At 74.7% G+C, this 22,137-nt stretch carries 18 protein-coding genes and 3 tRNA genes; 13 read left to right on the top strand and 8 right to left on the bottom strand.

Features of this window, described 5'->3' with window-relative positions; genetic code table 11:
- Window positions 1–77: 77 nt before the first annotated feature.
- A complete protein-coding gene (locus ACUJ8O_RS03690; RefSeq protein WP_036337383.1) occupies window positions 78–506 on the bottom strand; it encodes a hypothetical protein in 429 nt (142 codons plus the stop codon).
- A gap of 131 nt (window positions 507–637) precedes the next feature.
- Here ACUJ8O_RS03690 and ACUJ8O_RS03695 point away from each other — a divergent pair.
- A tRNA-Pro gene (locus tag ACUJ8O_RS03695) sits at window positions 638–714 on the top strand.
- Window positions 715–767: 53 nt separating this feature from the next.
- Here ACUJ8O_RS03695 and ACUJ8O_RS03700 read toward each other — a convergent pair.
- From ACUJ8O_RS03700 to ACUJ8O_RS03720, 5 genes are all read right to left on the bottom strand, one after another.
- Window positions 768–1,130, bottom strand: a complete 363-nt coding sequence (locus ACUJ8O_RS03700; protein WP_445373154.1) for a GNAT family N-acetyltransferase — start codon at window positions 1,128–1,130, stop codon at window positions 768–770.
- A 58-nt stretch (window positions 1,131–1,188) separates the two neighbouring features.
- Complete coding sequence (locus ACUJ8O_RS03705) at window positions 1,189–1,686, bottom strand: carboxymuconolactone decarboxylase family protein (RefSeq protein ID WP_036315947.1); 498 nt, start codon at window positions 1,684–1,686, stop codon at window positions 1,189–1,191.
- Window positions 1,687–1,692: 6 nt separating this feature from the next.
- Window positions 1,693–3,330, bottom strand: a complete 1,638-nt coding sequence (locus ACUJ8O_RS03710) for a DUF5129 domain-containing protein (protein WP_445373155.1) — start codon at window positions 3,328–3,330, stop codon at window positions 1,693–1,695.
- 62 nt (window positions 3,331–3,392) lie between these two features.
- The gene (locus ACUJ8O_RS03715) at window positions 3,393–4,139 is read right to left on the bottom strand and encodes an NADPH-dependent F420 reductase (protein WP_036315942.1); all 747 of its coding nucleotides are present in this window, start codon (window positions 4,137–4,139) and stop codon (window positions 3,393–3,395) included.
- Window positions 4,126–5,028: a fumarylacetoacetate hydrolase family protein gene (locus ACUJ8O_RS03720; RefSeq protein WP_036315940.1), complete on the bottom strand. Its 903-nt coding sequence runs from the start codon at window positions 5,026–5,028 to the stop codon at window positions 4,126–4,128. The genes ACUJ8O_RS03715 and ACUJ8O_RS03720 overlap by 14 nt, the downstream gene beginning before the upstream one ends.
- Window positions 5,029–5,093: 65 nt before the next feature.
- Here ACUJ8O_RS03720 and ACUJ8O_RS03725 point away from each other — a divergent pair, with 65 nt between their 5' ends.
- From ACUJ8O_RS03725 to treZ, 4 genes are all read left to right on the top strand, one after another.
- Window positions 5,094–6,137: an aldo/keto reductase gene (locus tag ACUJ8O_RS03725; protein ID WP_036315938.1), complete on the top strand. Its 1,044-nt coding sequence runs from the start codon at window positions 5,094–5,096 to the stop codon at window positions 6,135–6,137.
- A gap of 36 nt (window positions 6,138–6,173) precedes the next feature.
- Window positions 6,174–6,659, top strand: a complete 486-nt coding sequence (locus ACUJ8O_RS03730; protein ID WP_366365549.1) for a hypothetical protein — start codon at window positions 6,174–6,176, stop codon at window positions 6,657–6,659.
- Window positions 6,660–6,721: 62 nt separating this feature from the next.
- Window positions 6,722–9,196, top strand: a complete 2,475-nt coding sequence (treY, locus tag ACUJ8O_RS03735) for a malto-oligosyltrehalose synthase (protein WP_036315933.1) — start codon at window positions 6,722–6,724, stop codon at window positions 9,194–9,196.
- Window positions 9,193–11,184, top strand: coding sequence for a malto-oligosyltrehalose trehalohydrolase (gene treZ, locus ACUJ8O_RS03740; protein WP_036337396.1), 1,992 nt, complete (start codon window positions 9,193–9,195; stop codon window positions 11,182–11,184). Before treY ends, treZ begins: the two co-directional genes overlap by 4 nt.
- Before the next feature lie 13 nt (window positions 11,185–11,197).
- Here treZ and ACUJ8O_RS03745 read toward each other — a convergent pair whose 3' ends face one another.
- On the bottom strand, window positions 11,198–12,499 hold the full coding sequence (locus tag ACUJ8O_RS03745; RefSeq protein WP_036337398.1) for a DUF4032 domain-containing protein: 1,302 nt from the start codon (window positions 12,497–12,499) through the stop codon (window positions 11,198–11,200).
- Window positions 12,500–12,606: 107 nt separating this feature from the next.
- On the opposite strand from ACUJ8O_RS03745, the gene ACUJ8O_RS03750 reads away from it, so the two are divergent.
- From ACUJ8O_RS03750 to ACUJ8O_RS03770, 5 genes are all read left to right on the top strand, one after another.
- Window positions 12,607–13,479: a DsbA family protein gene (locus tag ACUJ8O_RS03750; protein ID WP_036337399.1), complete on the top strand. Its 873-nt coding sequence runs from the start codon at window positions 12,607–12,609 to the stop codon at window positions 13,477–13,479.
- Between the two features lie 110 nt (window positions 13,480–13,589).
- Window positions 13,590–13,666 (top strand) — tRNA-Thr (locus tag ACUJ8O_RS03755).
- Window positions 13,667–13,942: 276 nt separating this feature from the next.
- Window positions 13,943–15,868, top strand: a complete 1,926-nt coding sequence (locus tag ACUJ8O_RS03760; RefSeq protein WP_445373156.1) for a S8 family serine peptidase — start codon at window positions 13,943–13,945, stop codon at window positions 15,866–15,868.
- A 117-nt stretch (window positions 15,869–15,985) separates the two neighbouring features.
- Window positions 15,986–16,062 (top strand) — tRNA-Val (locus ACUJ8O_RS03765).
- Window positions 16,063–16,225: 163 nt separating this feature from the next.
- Window positions 16,226–18,130 (top strand): threonine/serine exporter family protein, encoded by a 1,905-nt coding sequence (locus ACUJ8O_RS03770; protein WP_231119531.1) that lies wholly within the window; start codon window positions 16,226–16,228, stop codon window positions 18,128–18,130.
- A 13-nt stretch (window positions 18,131–18,143) separates the two neighbouring features.
- Here the strand turns inward: ACUJ8O_RS03770 and ACUJ8O_RS03775 are convergent, their stop codons facing one another.
- Window positions 18,144–18,821 carry a uracil-DNA glycosylase gene (locus ACUJ8O_RS03775; RefSeq protein ID WP_078025820.1) on the bottom strand — a complete coding sequence of 226 codons (678 nt, stop codon included), beginning with the start codon at window positions 18,819–18,821 and terminating at the stop codon, window positions 18,144–18,146.
- Window positions 18,822–18,857: 36 nt separating this feature from the next.
- On the opposite strand from ACUJ8O_RS03775, the gene ACUJ8O_RS03780 reads away from it, so the two are divergent.
- The 3 genes from ACUJ8O_RS03780 to groL all read left to right on the top strand — a co-directional run bounded on the left by ACUJ8O_RS03780 (window position 18,858) and on the right by groL (window position 22,125).
- A complete protein-coding gene (locus tag ACUJ8O_RS03780) occupies window positions 18,858–19,202 on the top strand; it encodes a DUF3263 domain-containing protein (protein WP_205805498.1) in 345 nt (114 codons plus the stop codon).
- A gap of 3 nt (window positions 19,203–19,205) precedes the next feature.
- Entirely contained in the window at window positions 19,206–20,174 is a 969-nt protein-coding gene (locus ACUJ8O_RS03785) for a LytR C-terminal domain-containing protein (protein WP_270617919.1), read from the top strand.
- A gap of 319 nt (window positions 20,175–20,493) precedes the next feature.
- On the top strand, window positions 20,494–22,125 hold the full coding sequence (groL, locus tag ACUJ8O_RS03790; RefSeq protein WP_101965703.1) for a chaperonin GroEL: 1,632 nt from the start codon (window positions 20,494–20,496) through the stop codon (window positions 22,123–22,125).
- Window positions 22,126–22,137 lie beyond the last annotated feature (12 nt).

Here is a 22,137-nt window from a genome sequence, read left to right on the forward strand (position 1 = left end):
CCCGGGAGGATTCACCGGGCGGCCCTGTGCGATGAGCACGGGGCTTTCTGCGTTCCGGGTGCATTCACCCGCGGCGCTCAGAGCTCCTCGCCGGCCCGCAGTCGTGCCGTGAGCGCGCGGGTGAGTCGGCGGCGCAGCCGGCCGTGCTCCGTGCCCTGCTCCCGAAGGCGCGCGTGCACGGCGTCGGCATGGGTCGGCTTCTCCGAGTCGGGGAGTGCGAGGAAGTCGCGCAGCAGGGGCTCCAAGCGCCCGGTGAGGGCGAGCACGAGCTCCTGGGTCTCCACGGGCCGTGTGCGCTGCAGGCGAGTCCAGGCCGGCGCGTACTCGGCGGCGTGCTCGACCATCTCCCACGCGAGGGCCCAGGTGTCCGGGCGCAGTCGGTGCCGCTCCGCGCGCAACAGCTGTCGCAGGGCGGCCACGGCCTCCTCGAGCTCGGCGGCGGCCGGGGCGCCGTCGTCGTCGGGGGAGGGGCTCGCGGAGGAACGCGGGAACGGCCACCAGCTCATGCCGGCCTCTCTCGGATTCGCGGGGTGCGCAGAGGTCTCACGCGTGCGATTCTGCCCCGCATCTCGGTTTGGCGGCACCCGGTGTGGCTGGTATAGTCGCTCTCTGTTGGATTCAGGTCTGAGACCTCCAACGGGGTGTGGCGCAGCTTGGTAGCGCGCGTCGTTCGGGACGACGAGGCCGCAGGTTCAAATCCTGTCACCCCGACCAGAAAGAGCCCCCGCCGATCGGCGGGGGCTCTTCTCGTCTCCGGGTGCGGTGCGTCAGCCCTGGCGGGACTCCAGGAACTGCAGATGCTCGGGGCGCGCCGGGTCCACTTCGCCGGCCACGTCGTCGTGTTCGTCCACCCAGGCCTTCACGTACGGGCACACGGGGACGATCCGGCGGCCCGCGGCCACGGTGTCCTTCAACGCCTCGCGTACGAGGATCGAGGCCAGGCCCCGGCCCTGGTACGCGTGGTCGACCTTGGTGTGCGGGAAGATCCGCTGGGCCGGGCCGTCGGCGGTGTCGTAGTCGATCGCCACCGTGAAGCCGGCCACCGTGCCCGCGTCGTCGACGACGATCTCGTACCTCTCCGCGTTCTTGCGGACCTGCGGGTGCTCCAGGCTGGGGGTCTGCTCGGTCATGGTCGGTCCTCTCGTTCCTGGGTGGACCCCGCCGCCGGGCCGACGACGGGGAGGAGGGTCAGCCGTCCCGGCGCCGCACGGGGTGATGGGACAGGATCGAGAAGCGGTTCGTCAGGTTCATCACGATCGCGACCCACTGCACGGCCGCGTACTGGGCGTCCGTGAGCACAGCGGCCGTGGAGGCCTGCACGTAGTTCAGCTGCTCCTGCTCGGGGAGGTCCGTGACCGCCTCGGCGAGCTCGAGCGCGGCGCGCTCCTGCTCCGAGTACACGGCCCCGGCCTCACGCCACGCCGGCAGCAGCCCCAGGCGCTGCACGCTCAGGCCGGCGTCGGCGCCCTGGCGGGTGTGCCGGTCCAGGCAGAACACGCAGCCGTTGAGCTGAGAGACCCGCAGGTTCACGAGCTCCACGAGCTGCCGGTCCAGCCCGGCCTGCTCGGCGGCGCCGCGCGCGGCCGAGGCCAGCGGCCCGACCGCGTGCCACGCCTCGGGCACGGCCTTGTCGAGGAAGAACGCGAGGGGGTCCTGGCGGGGTGCGGGGGTGTCAGCGGCGGTCATGGTCCTTCACTGTCTCGCAGAACGGAGCGGTGGGCCAGGGACCGGGTGCCCGGCCCGGACGGGCTTCCGGCTCAGATCCGGCCCCGATCGGCTCAGAATCGGCCGGACGAGCCCGCCCCGGAGAACGAGCCGCCCGAGGATCCGTAGCCGGTCCTCGGAGGAGCTGGACTGCGCCTGGCGGTGGTCCTGGACGGACCGCTCGCCGGCCTGGTGGCCCGTGGTGAAGGCCACCACCGTCCAGTAGGCATCCGCCGGCAGCGCGGAGTCCAGGATCGAGCCGCGCGCGGACCGGACCGGGCCACGGTGCGTGCGCAGCTCGTCGCGCAGCAGCTCACGCTCGGCCTCGTCCTTGCCGAACGCCGCCACCTCGGCGTCGGCGAGGGCGGAGACGAGCCCGGTCAGGCGACGCCGCAGCGCGTCCAGCTCGTCCAACGCCGCGGCCGGGGTCAGGCGCTCGTCCTGCAGGTCCGCACCCAGCGCCTCGAGCCGGTCCTGGGCCTCGGTGCGGAAGGACTCCAGCGCGGCGACCGCGGACCGGACGGGCCCGGCGGAGCCGACGGAGGAGGCCAGCGTGCCGACGGCGTCCAGGTCGGCCCGCAGCGGGGCGGTCTGCTGGTCCCACGCCGCCGGCCACCCCGGGTGGCGGTTGAGGAAGGTGTTCGCCGCGGCCACGGCGTCGTCGAGGCGGTCGAGCTCACGGGCGCGGTCCCGGACGTCCTCCGCGGCCCGGGCATGCTCCGTGCGATGCAGGCTGCGCTCCGGCAGGGCCTCGAGGCGGTCCAGCTCCACCGACGCGTCGAGCGCCTGGCGCCGGAAGGTGCGGAAGCGCTCCATCAGCGCGGCCGCGTGGGGCGAGTCCTCGGGCACCGTGGACGCGTTCACCTCGGTGGCGTCCATCTCCAGGGTGACGGAGGTCAGGTGGGTGCGGGCCTCGGCCAGCAGGTCGGCCGGCCGGCGGCGGCGACGCCGTCGGCTCGCGAGTGCCGCGGCCGCGGCGCCGCCGCCCGCCACACCGACGATCCCCGCGCCGAACCACAGTTCGGGAGCCTGCCACCAGGGGCGCCCGATCAGCTCGGCGGCGGCGTCCGTCACCTCCACGACCGTGTCCGTCCACCGGGCCGCACGGGCCGCCTCGTGTCCGGCCTCGCGCACCTCCCGCAGCCGGTCCGTGCTGAGCATCCGGTCCTCGCCCACGTACACCCCGATCAACCGGTTGTCCGGGTCGAGCGCCACGATCACGAGGCCGTCGGCCCATTTCTGGCCGTCCGCGCTGAGCCAGTCCGGGTGCTCCGCGCGAGCCCGCTCGAGCACCCGCCCGTTGAACGCCTGAGACGCGCGGTCGTCGTCCAGTGCGGACAGGTCCGGGCCGCGCTCGGTGACCACGGCGACGCGGGTCGGCTCCCGGAACTCGATCCCCGCCAGGTCACGGCGCAGCTGGGCGAGGTCGATCACGCCCGCGTCATCCACGAGCTCCACCTGGTCCCAGGCCACGGCGTGGGCCTGCGGCGCGGCGGCGCCCGTGACCCCCGCCGTGACCGGCAGGGCGACGACGGTGGCGGACGCCGCCGGCCCGGTGAGGGCGGCGGCGGACAGGGCGACCGCGGTGAGCGTGCGGCGGGCGGTGCGGTGCGTCGGACGGGTCACGGGGGCCTCCTGGGAGGGTCGGCGGTCCCGCCCAGCGTAGGCACCGCAGGGCGGGCGGCGCCTCAGCCGGTGGGCGCGTCGGCGAGCAGCGCGGCGAGCCGGCCGACGTCGTGCGCGGTGCCGAACCCCGCCGCCCCCGGCTCGAGGACCCCGGCCCGGTCGAGGCCCGTGTAGGGGACCGCGTCGAAGCCCATCGCGGTGACGAGGGCGACCACCGTGTCGCGCGCGGCGGCGACCGCGGCCGGCTCGGGCGCCGCGTCAGTCCGCTCGGTGCCCACCGCGAGGGCGCGGCGCGGGGCCGTGGCGCGCCCGGCGTCCTCCAGGTCGTGGTGCGAGATCTCCGAGAACGCACGCACGACGGGCACGCGCAGTCCCGCGGCGGCCCAGCGCGCGGCGATTCGGACGGAGCCGGGCGAGCCGTCGTCGTCGTCGAGCCACGCCGGGACGGGCTCGCCCGGCCACGTGTTGGTCAGGTCCACCACGGCGCGCGTGGCCGGCCCGGCGAGGGTGAGCGGGTCGACGTCGTCGAGCGCTTCGCGCGGCACGGCCACGACGACGAGCTCCGCCTCCGCCGCCAGGTCCTCGGCCGACACGGCGACGGCCTCGGGCGCGTAGATCGTCAGGTGGCGCTGGACCGCCGCGGGGCGCCGCGTGCCCGCGACCATCACCCGCGGGGCGGCCGTGCCCGGGGAGAGGCGGGGGATGCGCGCGATCGCCCGTGCCAGCGCGGTGCCCGCCCGCCCCGCACCGAGGACGCCGACGACGCGGGGCAGGGCGTCCGCCGGCGCCGCAGCCTCAGACGAGCTCATTGCGCTGGCGTCCCAGCCCGGTGATCTCCACCTCGACGACGTCGTCCGGACGCAGCCACGGGCGGCGGCCCTCGGCGTCCCGGCGGGCCAGGGCGACCCCCGCGGGCGTGCCGGTCAGGATCAGGTCGCCCGGGTTCAGGGTGATCAGCTGCGAGGCGTAGGAGACCAGCTCGGCGGGGGAGAAGACGACGTCGGCGACCCTGTCCTCCTGACGCAGCTCGCCGTTGACGTGCGTGAGGACGCGCGCATCCGCCGAGAACTCGTCCGGGGTGACCAGCCACGGACCCACGGGCGTCGAGGCCTCCCACACCTTGCCCTGCAGCCACTCGGAGGTGCGGCCCTGGAAGCCGCGCATGGAGATGTCGTTGGCCACCGCGTAGCCCGCGATGTGCTCCGGGGCGTCCTCGACGGCGATGCGTCGGCCCGGCTCCCCGACCACGATGCACAGCTCGCCCTCGTAGTCGACCCGGTGGTCCTCCTCGGGGACCTCGATCGGGTCCAGTGCACCCGTGAGGGACTGCGGGAACTTCGCGAACAGCGTCGGATGCTCGGGGCGATCCAGGCCCGTCTCGTCGATGTGGTTCGTGTAGTTCAGGCCCACGCAGAACACCTTGGTGGGGAAGGGCACGAGCGTGTCGTAGACGAGGCCGGAGGTGTCCAGCAGGAGGGACCGGTCGGCCTGCGCCGCGCGGAGGGCACCCTCCACCATCTCCCGCTGCTCCTCCGGCGTGGCGGTGAGGTACTCGCCGACGTCGCGACAGTCCGGCAGGGCGACGGCGCGCACGGCGACCTCGGGGTCCTCGGGGTGCACGGAGGTGATGACCGCGGCGAACGTGGCGCCGGGGTAGGCGGCGTCGGAGTCGGGCTGGCGGAACGTGGCGAGCTTCATGGACCCATCCCATCACAGGGCGGCGGGTCCGGACCCGGGGCGGGCGGACGTGAGACGGTGAGGCCATGAGCACAGCCCCCACGCATCCGCCGCTCGACCTCGACCCGACTCCGGCCACCCCGATCGTCCTCGGGACCATGGCCTGGGGGTCCGTTCCCCCGCCGCCCCCGGACGCCGACCCGGGGGCGAGGCCGGAGGGGCCCGCGGGCGAAGCGCAGGCCGAGGCGGCCGTGGAGCGTGCCCGCCGCGCCCTGCGTGCCGGGATCGAGGCCGGCGTCGACCTGCTGGACACCGCGGACATCTACGGGGCCGGCCGCTCCGAGGAGACCGTCGGCCGGCTGCTGCACGAGCTGCCCTACGAGGAGCGCTCCGCCCTGAAGGTGCAGACCAAGTGCGGGATCGTCCTGCACGAGACGGACCCGGCGGGGCGGCGCCTGACCCGCTACGACTCCTCGCCCGAGCACGTGCGCGCCTCGCTGGAGGGCTCGCTGGCCCGCCTCGGCGAGCAGCGCGTGGACACCCTGATCATCCACCGGCCCGACGTCCTCACGCCCGTGGCCGACACCGTGCGCGCCTTCCTCGACGCGCGGGAGGCGGGCCTGGTCGGCAAGCTGGGCGTCTCCAACCTCGGCGTGGGCCGCGTCCTCGAGTTCCAGCGCGAGCTCGAGAGCCAGGCGGCGGACGGGACCGGGCTGGCGTGCGTCCAGGTCGAGCTCGGCCTGCACCACCGCACCCTCGTGGAGGCGGTCGTGCTCGCCAACCACCCGGACGCCCCCGCGGACGCCGACGCCGGGCGCCTCGGCCCGGTGTGCGCGGCCGAGGGGATCGAGCTGCAGGCCTGGGGTCCGCTGGGGCAGGGTCGGTTCAGCTCCGGCGACGACGGCGCGGCCGGCGCCGTCGGCGAGGTCGCAGCGGAGCTGGGCGGCAGCCGGGAGGCCGTGGTGCTCGCCTGGCTGCTGCGCCTGCCGTGGGACGTGCGGCCCGTGATCGGCACCCAGGACCCGGAACGCGTCGCCGCGTGCGCCGAGGCGGCCGCCGCGGCCGAGGCGATGGACTCCGCGCAGTGGCACCGCCTGTGGACCGCGGCACGCGGCGCCGGCCTGCCCTGAGCAACCCGCAGACGTGAGGGATGTCACACTGGGGGCATGACCTTCGCGCCCGTCAACCTCTTCACCCCCTGGCTCGCCTACTGGGCGGCCGCCCTCGCGCTCGTCGTCGGCGGCATCCTGCTGGTCGCCGGGATCTGGCGCGAGCGCCGGCACCGGCGGCACGCTGACGAGCACGGACGCAACACCGAGGTGGACGTCCTGGACAACACCCGGCTGCAGCGCCGGGTGGGGGCCGTGGTGCTGGCGGTCGCGGCCGTGCTGGCCGGCGTGGGTGTGGGGACGCACCTGGCGGGGCTGGACACGCTGCGTCAGAACCTGACGGCCAAGTACGGCTACACCTCGATCGAGCGCATCCGCCAGTCCGGCACGGGGTTCATCATCGACCTCACCCAGCCGGACGGGACCGTCCTGCGGGACGAGATGGTCCTGGTCGACCCCTCGGGCGAGCCCTTCGTCGGCGAGGACATCTTCCACAACCCGCCGGAGAAGTACGAGGACCTGCCGCTGCGTCCGGCCCCGTGACCGCGCCCGCCGCCGTCCGCCGGGCCTGATGCCGCGTCGGGGGCCTCTGTTAGCGTCGCCGCGTGAGCACCTCGACCGTCCGTTCCGCCCCCGCGTCCACCTACCGGCTCCAGGTCAGCCCGGATCTGCCGCTGGAGTCCGTGGCCGGGCTCGTGCCCTATCTGCGGCGCCTGGGCGTGGACTGGCTCTACCTCTCGCCGCTGCTCGAGGCCGAGCCCGGCTCCGACCACGGGTACGACGTCGTGGACCCCACGCGGCTGGACGCCGCCCGCGGCGGGGCCGAGGGACTGGACGCGGTCGCGCGCGCCGCGCACGAGGCGGGCATGGGCGTGCTCGTCGACATCGTGCCGAACCACGTGGGCGTGGCCACGCCCCAGGCCAATCCGGCGTGGTGGGACGTGCTCACCCACGGTCCCGAGGCGGCGCATGCGGCGTGGTTCGACGTGGACTGGGCGGCCGGCGGCGGGTCTCTACTCATCCCCGTCCTGGGGGACGGTCCTGACGGGGACGCGGACGCGGAGCTGAACCGTCTCGTCGTCGACGAGGGTCGCCTGCGCTACTGGGACAACGTCTACCCCCTCGCCCCCGGATCGCTCGAGGCGGCCGAGGCGGAGACCGGGCTACGCGCCGCGGAGGTCTTCGCGGAGGCGGACCCGGCGAGTGAGCCGACCGCGGAGCAGGCCCGCCTGGCCCGCGCCGTGCACGAGCGCCAGCACTACCGGCTGGTCGGCTGGCGCCGCGGCGACGCCGAGCTGAACTACCGCCGCTTCTTCACCGTCACCACGCTCGCGGGCGTCCGGGTGGACGAGCCCGAGGTCTTCGACGCCGTCCACGCCGAACCCGCCCGCTGGGTCCGCGAAGGGCTCGTGGACGGGCTGCGCGTGGACCACCCGGACGGCCTGGCGGACCCGGCTGGCTACGCGCGGCGCCTGCGCTCCCACGTGCTCCCGGAGGGCTACCTCGTGGTGGAGAAGATCCTCGAGCCCGGCGAGGCGCTGCCCGCGGACTGGCCCGTGGACGGGACCACCGGCTACGACGCGCTCGGCGAGGTCGAACGCGTCTTCATGCACCCCGAGGCCGCGGGCGATGCGGCCGAGGACGCGCGCCGTCGTCGGGAGTGGGACGAGGTCGTGGTGCGAGCCAAGCACGACGTGGCCACCGGCTCCCTCGCGACCGAGACCGCCCGGCTGGTCCGGGAGGTCCGCGCCGTGCACGCCCTCGGTGCCCACCCGGACGAGGACGTGGCCGCCGCGTTCGCCGCCGTGCTCGCCCGCCTGCCGGTGTACCGCACCTACCTGCCCGTCGGCCTGGCCGTGCTCGAGGGCGCGCTGGCGGACGCGGCCGAGGCGGAGCCGGCCCTCGCCGCCGTGCTCGGCGACCTGCGGCCCGAGCTGACCGACCCGGACTCGCCCGTGGCCCGCCGGTTCCAGCAGACCTCTGGCATGGTGATGGCCAAGGGCGTCGAGGACCGGTCCTTCTACCGGTACACCCGGTGGGCCAACCTGAACGAGGTCGGCGGAGACCCCTCCCACGTCGCCCTGTCCCTGGCCGACTTCCACGCCGCCCAGCAGGCGCGCCAGGCCGCCTGGCCGACGGCCATGACCACCCTGAGCACCCACGACACCAAGCGCGGCGAGGACGTGCGCGCCCGCATCGCCGTGCTCGCCGAGGAGCCCGACCGCTGGGCCGCCGAGCTCGCCGAGCTGAGGCGCCTCCACCCGCTCGGCCACCCCGACGCCGAGCGGCTGCTCTGGGAGTCCATCGTGGGCGTCTGGCCCACGGACGGCACCGCACCGGAGGAGGAGCGGATCCTCGGCTTCCTGCAGAAGGCCTCCCGCGAGGCGGCCCTGGCCACCACCTGGACGGGCCAGGACCCCGAGTTCGAGGCCCGGCTCGCCGCGCTCGCCGCCGCCGTCACCTCCCCCGAGGGGCCTGCCCGGGGCGTGCTGCAGGCCGTCGCGGACCGCATCGCCGAGCCCGGCCTGGTGGTCCAGCTCGGCCACAAGCTCGTCCAGCTCGCCGCCCCCGGCGTCCCCGACGTCTACCAGGGCACGGAGGTGCCCTTCCCCACCCTCGTGGACCCGGACAACCGCCGCCCCGTGGACTTCGCGGCCCGGGCCGACCTGCTGGACCGCCTCGACGCCGGCCACACGCCCGGCCTCGACGACCCCGCCGCCGCCAAGCTGGCCGTCGTCGCGGCGGTGCTGCGCACCCGCCGCGACCGGCCCGAGCTGTTCACCGGCCACCGCCCGCTCGACGTCTCCGGGCCCGCCGCCGAGCACGCGATCGCGTTCGACCGGGGCGGGGCGCTCGCCGTGGCCACCCGCTGGCCCGTCCGCCTCGCGGCCGCCGGTGGCTGGGGCGAGACCGTCGTGACCGTGCCGGCCGGGCGGTGGGAGGACGCCGTCACCGGCCACCCCGTCCACCCGGACGCGCGCGGCGCCGTGCGCCTCGACGAACTGCTCAGCACCCTGCCCGTCGCGCTGCTCGTCCCGGCGCACGCCCCGTCCGACCGCCGAGAGAGGACTGCCCCGTGACCGAGCCCCGCCCGGCCGACGCCCCCGCCCCGGGCCTGCACCCGATCGGCTCCGACCCCGTGGACCCCGCCGCGGCGGAGCGGGCCGCCGTCGAGGCCGCGCGCGCCGTCCCCTATGCCGTGTGGGCGCCGCACGCCGAGAGCGTCGAGCTCGTCCTCGTCGACACCGAGCCCGGCGCCCTGCGCTACGCCGAGGACCGCTGGCCCGTCGCCGCCGTCGTGGCCATGGACCCCGCCGCCGGAGGCTGGTGGACGCCCACGGAGGACCCGCTGGCCGCCCTCGGCCTCGACGCCGCGCAACCGCCGGCCGACCCCGGCTACGGCTACCGCGTGGACGGGGCGGACCCCGTGCCGGACCCCCGCTCCCGCCGCCAGCCCGACACGGTCCACGGGCCCTCCCGCCGCGACGTCGCCGGCCGCTCCGTCGCGTGGCCGGACGAGGGCTGGGCCGGGCCGCCCGGGGTGGAGTCCGATCCGACCGTGCTCCAGGGCGGCGGCCTGCGCGGCGCCGTCCTGTACGAGCTGCACGTGGGCACCTTCACGGCCGAGGGGACCCTCGATGCCGCCATCGCCCGCCTGCCGCACCTGACGGACCTCGGGGTCACCCACGTCGAGCTGTTGCCCGTGAACTCCTTCTCCGGCCCGCGGAACTGGGGCTACGACGGGGTGGCGTGGTTCGCCGTCGACGAGTCCTACGGCGGCCCCGCCGCCTACCGTCGCTTCGTGGCCGCCGCCCACGCCGCCGGCCTCGGCGTGGTCCAGGACGTCGTGCACAACCACCTGGGCCCCTCCGGCAACTACCTGCCGGTGTTCGGGCCGTATCTGGGCCCGGGCGGCACCGGCTGGGGCGACGGCCTGAACCTGGACGGCGCCGACTCGGACGAGGTGCGCCGGTTCGTCCTGGACAACGTCCGCTTCTGGCTCGAGGAGATGCGTGTGGACGGGCTGCGCCTCGACGCGGTGCACGCCCTGCGGGACACCCGCGCCGTGCACCTGCTCGAGGAGATGGCCGCGCTCGCGGACGGGATCGCGGCCCGTGCCGGCCGACCCGTGCCCCTCCTGGCCGAGTCCGACCTCAACGACCCGCGTCTGGTGCTGCCCCGCCAGGCCGGCGGGCTCGGCCTCGCGGCGGCCTGGAACGACGACGTCCACCACGCCCTGCACGTGGCCGCGACGGGGGAGACCCACGGCTACTACGCGGACTTCGCCCCGCTGGAGGCGGTGGCCAAGGTCATGGAGCGCACCTACTTCCACGACGGCACCCGTTCCACCTTCCGCGGCCGCGATCACGGGCGCGCCGTGCCGGACGCCGTCCCGAACCATGCGTGGGTGGCCAGCATCCAGAACCATGACCAGGTGGGCAACCGTGCCGGCGGCGACCGCACCGCTGCCGCCCTGTCCGAGGGTGCGCTCGCGGCCGAGGCCGCCCTGCTGCTGACCGGCCCGCACGTGCCGATGCTCTTCATGGGGGAGGAGTTCGCGGCCTCGACGCCGTGGCCGTTCTTCACCTCGTTCCGCGAGCCCGAGCTCGGGGACGCCGTCCGGCAGGGACGACGCCGCGAGTTCGCCGCCCACGGCTGGGACCCGGCCGACGTCCCCGACCCGCAGGACCCCGCGACGCGGGACGCGGCGGTGCTGGACTGGGCGGAGGCCGCGGGCGGCACGGACGGCCAGGGCCGCGGGGTGCGCGTGCTCGCCGCCTACCGCACCCTGATCGGCCTGCGCCGCACGCTGCCCCAGCTCACCGACCCTCGCCGCGACCGCGTCCGGGCCGAGGTGGACGCGGCCCGGCGCCACGTGCGCCTCACCCGCGCCGGCGAGGACGCCGACGTCGTCCTGCTCGTCGCCCTCGGCGCGGAGCCGCTTCCCGTGCCCGCGGACCTGACGCGGGCGGAGCTGCTCGCCGGCCACGGCGACCACGGCCCGCTCGGCCCCGGCACGGTGCCGGCGGCGGTCCCGGCCCCCGGCTTCCTGCTCCTGCGCCGCTGAGCCGCGTCCGGCGTCAGTCCGCGTCCGCAGGCGGGACGGCGCGCAGCATGGTGGTCGTGGGGTGCAGTGCCACCGCGTCCTCGTCGCGGCGGGCCCGCAGCACCGTGTCCACGTAGGAGTCCACCGCCTCCTGCAGGGGCACGGCCTGGCCGCGGGCCTCGGAGAGGTACCAGCGGTGCTCGAGGAGCTGGTGCATCACCTCGGCGGGCTCGAGCTTGGCTCGCAGCTCGAGGGGCACCGAGCGGACCACGGGGTCGAACACCTCCACCACCCAGCGGTGCGCCGCAGCCTCGATGTCCATGTACGGGTCCCACTCCCGGCGGGCGGCCTCGATGTCCACGAGCAGCCGGCGGGCCTGGTTCTCCTGGACCTCGAGTCCCGTGAGGCGGGTCAGCCGACGGCGGTGGTAGCCCGCGTGGATCTCGACGGGCCGGGCGATCATCATCCCGGGGGCGTCGGCGGCGCGCAGTGAGTACTCGGCCAGCTCGAACCCGAGCTCCTGCAGGCGGCGGACGCGGCGGTCCAGGCGCCACGGCTCGGCGCGGGGGAACAGCAGAGGCTCGGTCAGCTCGTCCCACAGCCGTCGGTAGGACGCCACGAGCAGGTCCGGCGTGGTGACGGGGTCCACCTCCGGGTCCAGCAGCCCGCTGGCCTGCAGGTCCAGCAGCTCGCCGCCCACGTTCACGGCGGCCACGTCCAGGTCGTGCTCGCGCTGGCCGTTGGACAGCCGCTCCCGCAGCTCGCCGGTCTCGGCGTCCACCAGGTGAGCGGCGAACCCGCCCGCGTCCCGCCGGAACAGGACGTTGGACAGGGAGACGTCACCCCAGAAGAACCCCTCGAGGTGCAGCTCCACGAGCAGGGTCGCCAGCGCGTCCATGAGCCGCACGAGGGTGCGGCGCTCGAGGCGCTCCGAGAACACGGCGCGGTACGGCAGGGAGAAGCGCAGGTGCCTGGTCACGAGGGCGGCGGGCAGGGGCGTGCCGTCGTCCTCCGTGCGTCCGGTGACCACGGCCACCGGCACCACCGACGGCGCCGGGCTCCGCTCGAGCCGGCGCAGCAGCCGGTACTCGTGGAACGCGAGTTCTTCAGTGGTCTCCTTCACCGCCACGATGCCCCCGCCCATCCGGGCGAAGCGCACCACGTGACGGGAGATGCCCCGCGGCAGGGCCGCCAGCACCTCACGCGGCCACGTCTCGAGGGGGAGCGCCCAGGGCAGGGCGAGCAGAGACGTCGCCGGGTCCTCGGTCGCGTCCCCCGACGGGGCGCCCGTGATGGTCAGTCGATCGACGGGGGAGGGGGTCTCGGCGGTGTCCATGGTCACGATCCTTTCAGACAGGGCCGCTATGCTCGCCTGGCGCGGCGCGCCCGCTGCCCGCCGGCTCCGGTGCTCGACCCGGACCGACTGCCCCACGAGGAGGACCCTTGGCCCGGAACACGTCAGGCTCGCACACCTCGGCGACGGACGCTCGTGCGCGTGCCCGCCAGATCCAGGAGGAGCAGCGCAGGAAGGACAGTCGCCGCCGCACCGGCGTCATCTGGGGCTCGGTCCTCGCGGTGGTGCTCGTGATCGGCCTCGTCGTCGCGTTCGTGCTCAACCGCAACGGCGACGACGCCGCCACCGCCGGCCCCATCCCCGCCGTGGCGAACGAGCAGGGCGGCATCGAGTTGACCTCGGCCACGGCCCTGGCGGAGGGCGCGGGAGAACGCGAGGTCGACCCCTCGAAGATCGAGGTGCCGAAGCAGGCCGCGAGCTCTCAGCCCGAGACCCTGCCGAACACCGAGGCCCGTGGTGATGGTGAGCCGACGCGGATCGTGCTCTACGAGGACTTCAACTGCGTGCACTGCGCGGACTTCGAGTCCACCAACGGGGACCAGATCGAGCAGTGGCTCGAGCAGGGCGAGGTCACGGTCGAGTACCGGATGGTGGACTACCTGAGCGCCCCGAACAACCAGAACTACTCGGCCCGCGCCGCCAACGCCGCGTACTGTGTGGCGGACCAGAAGCCCGAGGCCTACAACGGCTTCGTGTCCGCCCTGTTCGCCGCCTACGACGAGCACCAGGGCAAGGGCCTGGACAACGCGGCGCTCACGCAGCTCGCGCAGGAGCACGGCGCGGACATCGCCTCCTGCGTCGAGGACGGCACGTTCCGCTCCGCGGTCGAGTACACCACCCGCCAGGCGCGCGCCGCCGGCGTGGCCGGCACCCCCACCGTGTTCGTGGACGGGAAGAACTGGGCGCTCGACGGCGAGGACAAGACCTTCATCGAATGGGCGGGCGCCAAGATCGCCGGCTGACCCGGCGCCGAGGTCCGCGGGGCGTCCCCACGCGGGGACGCCCCGCGTCGTCCGCCCGGGCCTTGTACGCTGGGAGGGTCGGCCGCGGCGCCCCCGGGCGCCGGCCGCAGGCCTCCTTAGCTCAGCTGGCCAGAGCAGCTGCCTTGTAAACAGCAGGTCGCCGGTTCGAATCCGGCAGGGGGCTCCACCCCACCGCGGGCCCGACGGCGCCGCGCACCTCCGCCGGGAGGGCGCGGCGCCGTCGTCGTGTCCGGCGCGGGCCGACGCTGGGGTGCCGCTGTGCGCGCCCGCGGCCATCCGCCCGGCCCGGCTGGCGGAACCGCGAGAGATGCCTCGACCATCCGCCAGACTTCGGCCCGCGGCCTCGCCGTGACGGAATCGTGACCCTACCGTGAGCTCAGTCACCCTGGCCCGAGCCCCTCGGGCGCCCGCATCCGGTGACCCAGAACTCCGAGGAGATCCCGTGCAGTCCTCCACACCCCGCAGCACCCGCCGCCGCATCGGCGCCCTCGTGGCCGGCGCCGTCCTCGCCGGCGGGACCCTGACCTCGTCCCCCGCGCTCGCGGCCCCCTCCGGCGGCGCCCCCGCCGCACCGGCAGCGAGCCCGACCGCCGCCTCACCCCTGGCGGCGGCGCAGGCCGAGGACCCGAACGCCGACGGCTACGACTCCTTCATCGTCACCTACAAGGAGACCGCCGCCAATGCCCACGCGAAGGGCCGCGCGAACGCCTGGGGCAAGGCCGCGAAGGAGGCCGGAGTCTCCGTGAAGGAGCTGCGTGAGACCGCGCTCGGCTCCCGCGTGATCACGGCGGACCGCAAGCTGGATCAGGCCGAGTCCGCGAAGTTCATGGCCGACCTGAAGGCCTCCGGGGCGGTCGAGGCCGTGGAGCCGGACGCGCTCCTCACCGCCACCGGCCTGAGCCCCGTGGACGCCCTCTACTCGCAGCAGTGGGGCTTCACCGGCAGCCACGGCATGCGGGTCCCCGGGGCGTGGGATCGCACGACGGGCTCCGGTGCGACCGTGGCCGTCATCGACACCGGCATCACCTCCCACCCGGATCTCGACCGCAACGTCGTGCCCGGCTACGACTTCATCTCCGACAGCGCGGCGGCGCGCGACGGCGGTGGCCGCGACTCCAATCCGCGTGACGAGGGCGACTGGTACGCCGCCGGCGAGTGCGGCACCGCCGGTGCCTCCGACTCCTCGTGGCACGGCTCCCACGTGGCGGGCACCGTCGCGGCCGTGGCCGACTCCCAGGGCGTCGTCGGTGTGGCGCCGAACGCGAAGATCCAGCCGATCCGCGTGCTCGGCAGGTGCGGCGGCTCGCTGTCCGACATCGCCGACGCGGTCGTGTGGGCCGCCGGCGGCACCGTGGCGGGCGTGCCGGCCAACCCGAACCCGGCGGACGTCATCAACATGTCCCTCGGTGGCTCCGGCGTGTGCGGCACCACCTACCAGAACGCGATCAACGCGGCCGTCTCCCGCGGCGTGCCCGTCGTCGTGGCCGCGGGCAACGAGAACCAGCCCGCCGCCAACGTGCGCCCGGCCAACTGCCGGAACACCATCGTGGTGGCCGCCTCCACCCCGCAGGGCGCCCGCGCCTCGTTCTCGAACTACGGCTCCGCCGTGGACGTGACCGCCCCGGGCGCGAACATCATCTCGACCGTGAACAACGGCGCCACCACCCCGACGACGGCCGGCCACGCCGCCTACAACGGCACCTCGATGGCCACCCCGCACGTCGCGGGCCTGGCCGGTCTGCTGCTGGCCACGAAGCCCAGCCTCACCCCGGCCAACGTCGAATCCACCCTCACGTCCACGGCCCGCTCCATGCCGGTGACCTGCTCCGCGGGCTGCGGCGCCGGCCTGGCGGACGCCACCGCGGCGGTCTCCTCCCTCGGCGGCGCCCAGACGGAGCCCGAGCCGACCCCCGCGGCCTCGTCGATCGTCAACGGCGGCTTCGAGTCCGGCAGCACCGGCTGGACCGGCACCCCGGCCGGCTTCGTGCGCACCGACGCGGGCAAGGCCGCCTCGGGTCAGGCCTTCGCCCAGCTGAACGGCGTGGGCCGCCGGAGCACCGCGACGGTCGAGCAGAAGGTCACCGTGCCGGCCTCCGGCGCCACCCTGACCTATGCGCTGCAGGTGGACACCGCGGAGACCACCGCCTCCCGCACCTACGATCTCCTGGACGTCCAGGTCGTGGGCGGCACCACCGGCGCCTCCACCGTCGCCTCGCACTCCAATCTGGACAAGGGTGGCTACGCCACGCGCACCGTGGACCTGTCCCGCTTCGCGGGCACGACCGTGACGCTGCGCTTCCGCGGCACGGAGGATTCCTCCGCGGCCACGACGTTCCGCATCGACGAGGTCGCCGTGACCGCGGGCTGACCGCCCTCCGGCCTCGACGGCCGCTCCGCCGTGCGCGGGGCGGCCGTCGTCCGGGTGGACAGGCGGCGCCGCCTGAGGTATCGTTCTTCGAGTTGTCACCCCCATGGGGCGACGCCCGGATCTTTAGCTCAGTTGGTTAGAGCGTTCGCTTCACACGCGAGAGGTCGCTGGTTCGAGTCCAGTAAGATCCACCACAGCAGGGCCCTCCTCCGGGAGGGCCCTTTCGCGTCCCCGGGCCGCGGCGCCGACGGCCCCGGCGGGGGAGGCGCCGGCGTGGTTGGATGGACGCGTCGGCGGGGCTCGACCCACCGCCGTGACGCGTCCAGCGCCCGCACACGGAAGGAGAGGGTGAGCCGCATGGAGCAGGAGGGCACCCAGGAGCCGGCGCGGTTCGACCCCCTCATCGCGGAGCCCCCGGCCGTCCCCACGCTCATCCCCGTGCTGCGCCCGGCCGGCGCCGAGGATGCCGCGGCTGCCGGCGACCTCGCACTCGACCCGGAGGACCCCGGCCTGCTCGACCTCGACGCGGCGGAGTCCGCCCACCCGGCCGCGGTCGCCGTCGAGCCGACGGAGCCGCTGCCGCCCGTGGTCCGCCCCGCCGCCGCCGATCCGGAGCCGGAGCCGGAGGAGCCGGCAGAGCCGGAGGCGGAGACGCTGCCGGAACCGGCCGCGGACGCGCCCCTGACCGAGCCGCCGCTGTCCGAGCAGGTGCCCACCTCCGTCCTGGCCCCCGCGGACGCCGACGGCGCCCTGCCCGCTCCGGACGTGATCCCCGCGCCGGACATCACCGTCCCGGACCCGGTGGTCCCCGTGGGCCCGCCCGAGAAGCGCGGGCGTCGGCGGGGCCGGCGCTCCCGTGAGGTCTTCGTCGAGAACCTGCCGACGCAGGCGCTCGTGCTGGCCGACCGCCTGCACTCCTCGCCGTATGGGCGCCGCATGCGCTCCACGCTGCAGCAGCGTCGCGCGGAGGCGCAGGCCCTCGAGGCCCGCACCACCCTGGACTTCGCCCTCAAGCTGGGCGAGACCATGTTCAGCTTCGGGGCGGCCTCGCTGGACGTGGAGACCTCGATCATCGTGGCCACGCAGGCCTACGGGATCCTCGAGACCGAGGTGGACCTGACCAACCAGTCCATCTCCCTGAACTACGCGCCCGACTCCTCACGCGGCGAGGCCCCGTTCACCCTCCAGCGGGTGGTCCGCTCGTCTTCGGTGAACTTCGAGGGGCTCGTGGCCGTCCACCGGCTCGTCGAGGAGATCGCCGCGGGCGAGGTGGACCGGGCCGAGGCCCAGCGCCGGCTCGTGGAGATCCGGCATCAGCCGAAGCCGTTCCCCGCCGTCTTCGAGATCCTCTTCTCCGGCGTGTTCGTGGCCTGCTTCGTGCCGTTCATCGGGGGGACCTGGACGGGCGCGGCCCTGGGCATGGTCTCCACCTGGCTGGTCTTCTGGCTCAAGCTCCAGGCGGACAAGGCGCGCTTCCCGGAGATCTTCTCCACCATGTTCGGGGCGATCACGGCCACGGTGATCGCGCTGATGGCCTACGCCCTCGACCTGCCGGTCAACCCGGCGCTGGTGATCGCCGGCGGCATCATGATGCTCCTGCCCACGGCGAGGTTCGTCACCGCGGTGCAGGACGCCATCCACGGCTTCCCGGTGACCGCCGCGGGCCGCTTCCTCTCCGCGCTGCTCGTGTTCGCCGGGGTGATGGCCGGGATCATGATCGCCGTGGGCATCGGGGATCTCGTGGGATTCGAACAGCTGGACCTGGCCGAGGCGGGGACGCTGAGCTATCCGCCGTTGCTGCTGCTGGGCCTCGTGATGGCCGCGGGCATGGCGGACGCGGTGGTGGAGCAGTCGCGGTGGCCGCAGATCCTGGCCTGCGGTCTCGTGTCCGGGGCCGGCTTCGGCGCGTACCTGGCCGCGCAGCAGGTCGGGGTCAGCGACCGGCTGGTGCCCGCGGTCGCCGCGGCGGCGGTCGGGTTCCTCGGCCGCCTGGTGGCCCAGCGGCTCGCGGCCCCGGCGCTCGTGATCGTCCTGCCGTCCATGCTGTTCCTGCTTCCCGGCCTCACCATGTTCCGGTCCGTCTACGGGTTCACCGTGGAGACCGGGGCCACGCTGCTGGGCGTCGAGGGACTGTTCAACGCCGCGGTCATCGTCGTGGCGATCGCGGCCGGCGTCGCCTTCGGCAACACCCTGGCCAAGCCGATCACCGACCGGATGGGCACGCTGCTGCCCACCGAACTCGTGATGCACCAGCGCGGCTGACCGGCGGCCCGGCTCAGTCGGGCAGGCGCCAGTCCACCGGGGCCGCGCCGGCCGCCTCGAGGAGCCGGTTCACCCGGCTGAAGGGCCGGGAGCCGAAGAACCCGCGGTGGGCGCTCAGGGGAGAGGGATGCGGGGACTCCACGACGCCGGCCCCCGCCGCCGTCAGCAGCGGCGCCATGCGCCGCGCGTCGGCTCCCCACAGCAGCCCCACGAGCGGGGTGCCGCGCGCGCAGAGAGCTCGCACCGCGGCCTCCGTGATCTGCTCCCAGCCGAGGCCGCGGTGGCTGCCGGGTGCGCCGGCCCGCACGCTGAGGGCGCGGTTCAGCAGCAGCACGCCCTGGTCCGTCCACGCGGAGAGGTCGCCGTGGGCGGGCGGGGTGATGCCGAGGTCGTCGTGCAGCTCCCGGTGGATGTTGGCCAGGGAGCGGGGCAGCGGCCTCACGTGGCGGTCCACCGCGAAGCTCAGGCCGATCGGATGGCCCGGCGTCGGGTAGGGGTCCTGGCCCAGCACGAGGACGCGGACGTCCGCGAACGACTGGCGGAACGCCCGCAGGATGTGCTCCGGTGCGGGCAGCACCTGCTCTCCGCCCGCCCGGCGGGCCCGCAGCCGCTCGCCGACCTGCTCGAACGCGGCGGCCTGCGGGGCGAGGGCCGCCTCCCAGCCCGGATCCAGGGGCGCGATGAACTCCATGCCCCGAGGGTAGACCGGGTGGGTACAGTGGCCGCCATGTCCCACCCCACGCCCGTCTCGCCCGATCCGGCCCCGGACGAGGGTGCCCGCGCGCGGGCGCGGCGGGACGAGCTGACGGACCTGGAGCGTGCGGTCCTGGACCTGGAGGCCGCCACCTGGCGGTACGGCGGGGCCAAGGACCACGCCGTCCGTGAGCGTCTGGGGCTGTCTCCGACCGCCTATTATCAGGTGTTGAACGGATTGCTGGACCGTGAGGCCGCCCTGGCCTACCGACCCCTGCTGGTCACGCGGCTGCTGCGCAAGCGCGGCACCCGCAGCCGGGCCCGGAGGGGGCCCGCGGATCCGGCGCCGTCCACGCCCGCTTCCCGCCAGGAGAACTGACCCATGGCCTACCAGCCCGACCGCTTCGACGAGGTCCCCGAGTACACGGACCAGCGCGGCGCGCACCGCGAGTCCTTCGCCGTCGCCGGCGCGACCGCCACGGGCGGGGGTCGCCGCCTGAGCCCGCTGCTCTGGGTGGCCGGCCTCGTCCTGCTCGCCGGCCTGTTCGTGGGCGTCGTCCTGCCGTGGCTCACCGGCGACCGCTCCGAGCCCGTCGCCGCCGAGAGCTCGACGACGGCCCCGGCTGCCGCGCCGTCGACGTCGGCGTCGTCCGTGTCCTCCTCGGCGTCCTCCGCGTCGGCGTCGACTGCGTCCGCGACCGAGTCCGCCACCCCGTCCGAGGACGCGGTGGAGGCGTCCCGTTCCGCGGCCGCGGCCGAGTCCTCGCGGGCGGCGCAGGAGGCGGCTGCCGCCGAGGCCGCCGAGTCGTCCCAGGCTGCCGCGTCGTCCCGGGCCGCCGCGGAGGCACAGGCGGCGGAGGCCTCGCGTTCCGAAGCCGCCGCGCAGTCCGCCGAGGCGTCTCGGTCGGCGGCCGCCCAGGCGGCGGAGTCCTCGCACGCCGCCGCGTCCCGTTCGGCCGCCGAGGCGTCCCGTTCCGCCGCCGCGGCGGAGGCCTCGCGCTCGCAGGCCGCGGCCGCGTCGAGCTCCCGTGCGGCCGCACAGTCCGCAGCCGCGTCGAGCTCTCGTGCGGCCGCACAGTCCTCGGCCGTGCGCGGCACCCACGTCACCGTGTACAACGCGACCCGCTCCCAGGGACTCGCCGCCTCCTACGCGCAGCGGCTCAGGAGCGCCGGCTACACCTCGGTGGACGCGAAGAACTGGAGCGGCTACGGCATCCAGTCCTCCACCGTCCTGTACAACGGCTCGGCCAACAAGGCCGCCGCCGAGGCGGTCGGCAAGGAGCTCGGCTTCCCGGTCATGCAGACCCCGAACCTGCAGGTGAACGGCGTCGCGGTGGTCGTCACCGGCTGATCCGCCCGTCGCGCGGCCGTGCCGGCCGCGCACCGCTCACGGCCCCCGGCGGGGCGCCTCCCGAGGCGTGCTGCCGGGGGCCGTCCGCCGTCCGCGGAAGGGCTGGCTCCCGCACCGCGGACCCTTTGCACTCTCCCGGTGCGAGTGCTCATAATGGGGTTAGCACTCCGAAGGCGCGACTGCCAGCCGTACCCCGGTCGGCCCGGCGCCGTGGAGGAGGACCTGTCCACCGGTGAGGCCCCCAGGGGCCGTCCGTCGCGGGCACCGGCGCGGGTCAGCCACCAGCAGTAGGAAGCCGACGTCCAGAAAGGACCTGCACATGGCCAAGACCATCGCATTCGACGAAGAGGCCCGCCGCGGCCTGGAGAAGGGTCTGAACACCCTGGCCGACGCCGTGAAGGTGACCCTCGGCCCCCGCGGCCGCAACGTGGTGCTGGAGAAGAAGTGGGGCGCCCCCACCATCACCAACGACGGCGTCTCCATCGCCAAGGAGATCGAGCTCGAGGACCCGTACGAGAAGATCGGCGCGGAGCTCGTCAAGGAGGTCGCCAAGAAGACCGACGACGTCGCCGGCGACGGCACCACCACCGCCACCGTGCTGGCCCAGGCGCTGGTCCGCGAAGGCCTGCGCAACGTGGCTGCGGGCGCCGACCCGCTGTCCCTGAAGCGCGGCATCGAGAAGGCCGTGGAGGCCGTCACCTCCGAGCTGCTCTCCGCCGCCCGCGAGATCGAGACCAAGGACCAGATCGCGGCCACCGCCTCGATCTCCGCCGCGGACAAGCAGATCGGCTCCCTCATCGCCGAGGCCCTGGACAAGGTCGGCAAGGAGGGCGTCATCACCGTCGAGGAGTCCAACACCTTCGGCCTCGAGCTCGAGCTCACCGAGGGCATGCGCTTCGACAAGGGCTACATCTCCGGTTACTTCGTGACCGACGCGGACCGCCAGGAGGCCGTCCTCGAGGATCCCTACATCCTCATCGTCAACTCGAAGATCTCCTCCGTGAAGGACATGGTGGCGATCCTCGAGAAGGTCATGCAGTCGGGCAAGCCGCTGCTGATCATCGCCGAAGACGTCGAGGGCGAGGCCCTGGCCACCCTCGTGGTCAACAAGATCCGCGGCACCTTCAAGTCCGTGGCCGTGAAGGCCCCGGGCTTCGGTGACCGCCGCAAGGCCATGCTCGCCGACATCGCCATCCTCACCGGCGGCCAGGTCATCTCCTCCGAGGTGGGCCTGTCCCTGGAGAACGCGACCCTCGACCTGCTGGGCACCGCCCGCAAGGTGGTCGTCACCAAGGACGAGACCACCATCGTGGAGGGTGGCGGCGACGCCGAGCAGATCGCCGGCCGCGTGGCCCAGATCCGCTCCGAGATCGAGAACACCGACTCGGACTACGATCGCGAGAAGCTGCAGGAGCGCCTCGCCAAGCTGGCCGGCGGCGTGGCCGTCATCAAGGCCGGCGCGGCCACCGAGGTGGAGCTCAAGGAGCGTAAGCACCGCATCGAGGACGCCGTGCGCAACGCCAAGGCCGCCGTGGAGGAGGGCATCGTCGCCGGCGGCGGCGTGGCCCTGATCCAGGCCGGCGCCAAGGCGTTCGGCGGCCTGCAGCTCGAGGGCGACGAGGCCACCGGCGCGAACATCGTGAAGGTCGCCATCGAGGCCCCGCTGAAGCAGATCGCCTTCAACGCCGGCCTGGAGCCCGGCGTCGTGGCGGACAAGGTCAAGACCCTCGACGACGGTCACGGCCTGAACGCCGCCACCGGCGAGTACGAGGACCTGCTGGCCGCCGGCATCAACGACCCGGTGAAGGTGACCCGCTCGGCCCTGCAGAACGCCGCGTCCATCGCGGGCCTGTTCCTGACCACCGAGGCCGTCGTCGCGGACAAGCCCGAGAAGGCCGCCGCCGGCGCCGAGGGCATGGACCCGATGGGCGGCATGGGCGGCATGATGTGATCAGCCGCTGAG

This window comes from Micrococcus sp. EWR3.9.1, from assembly GCF_052615555.1.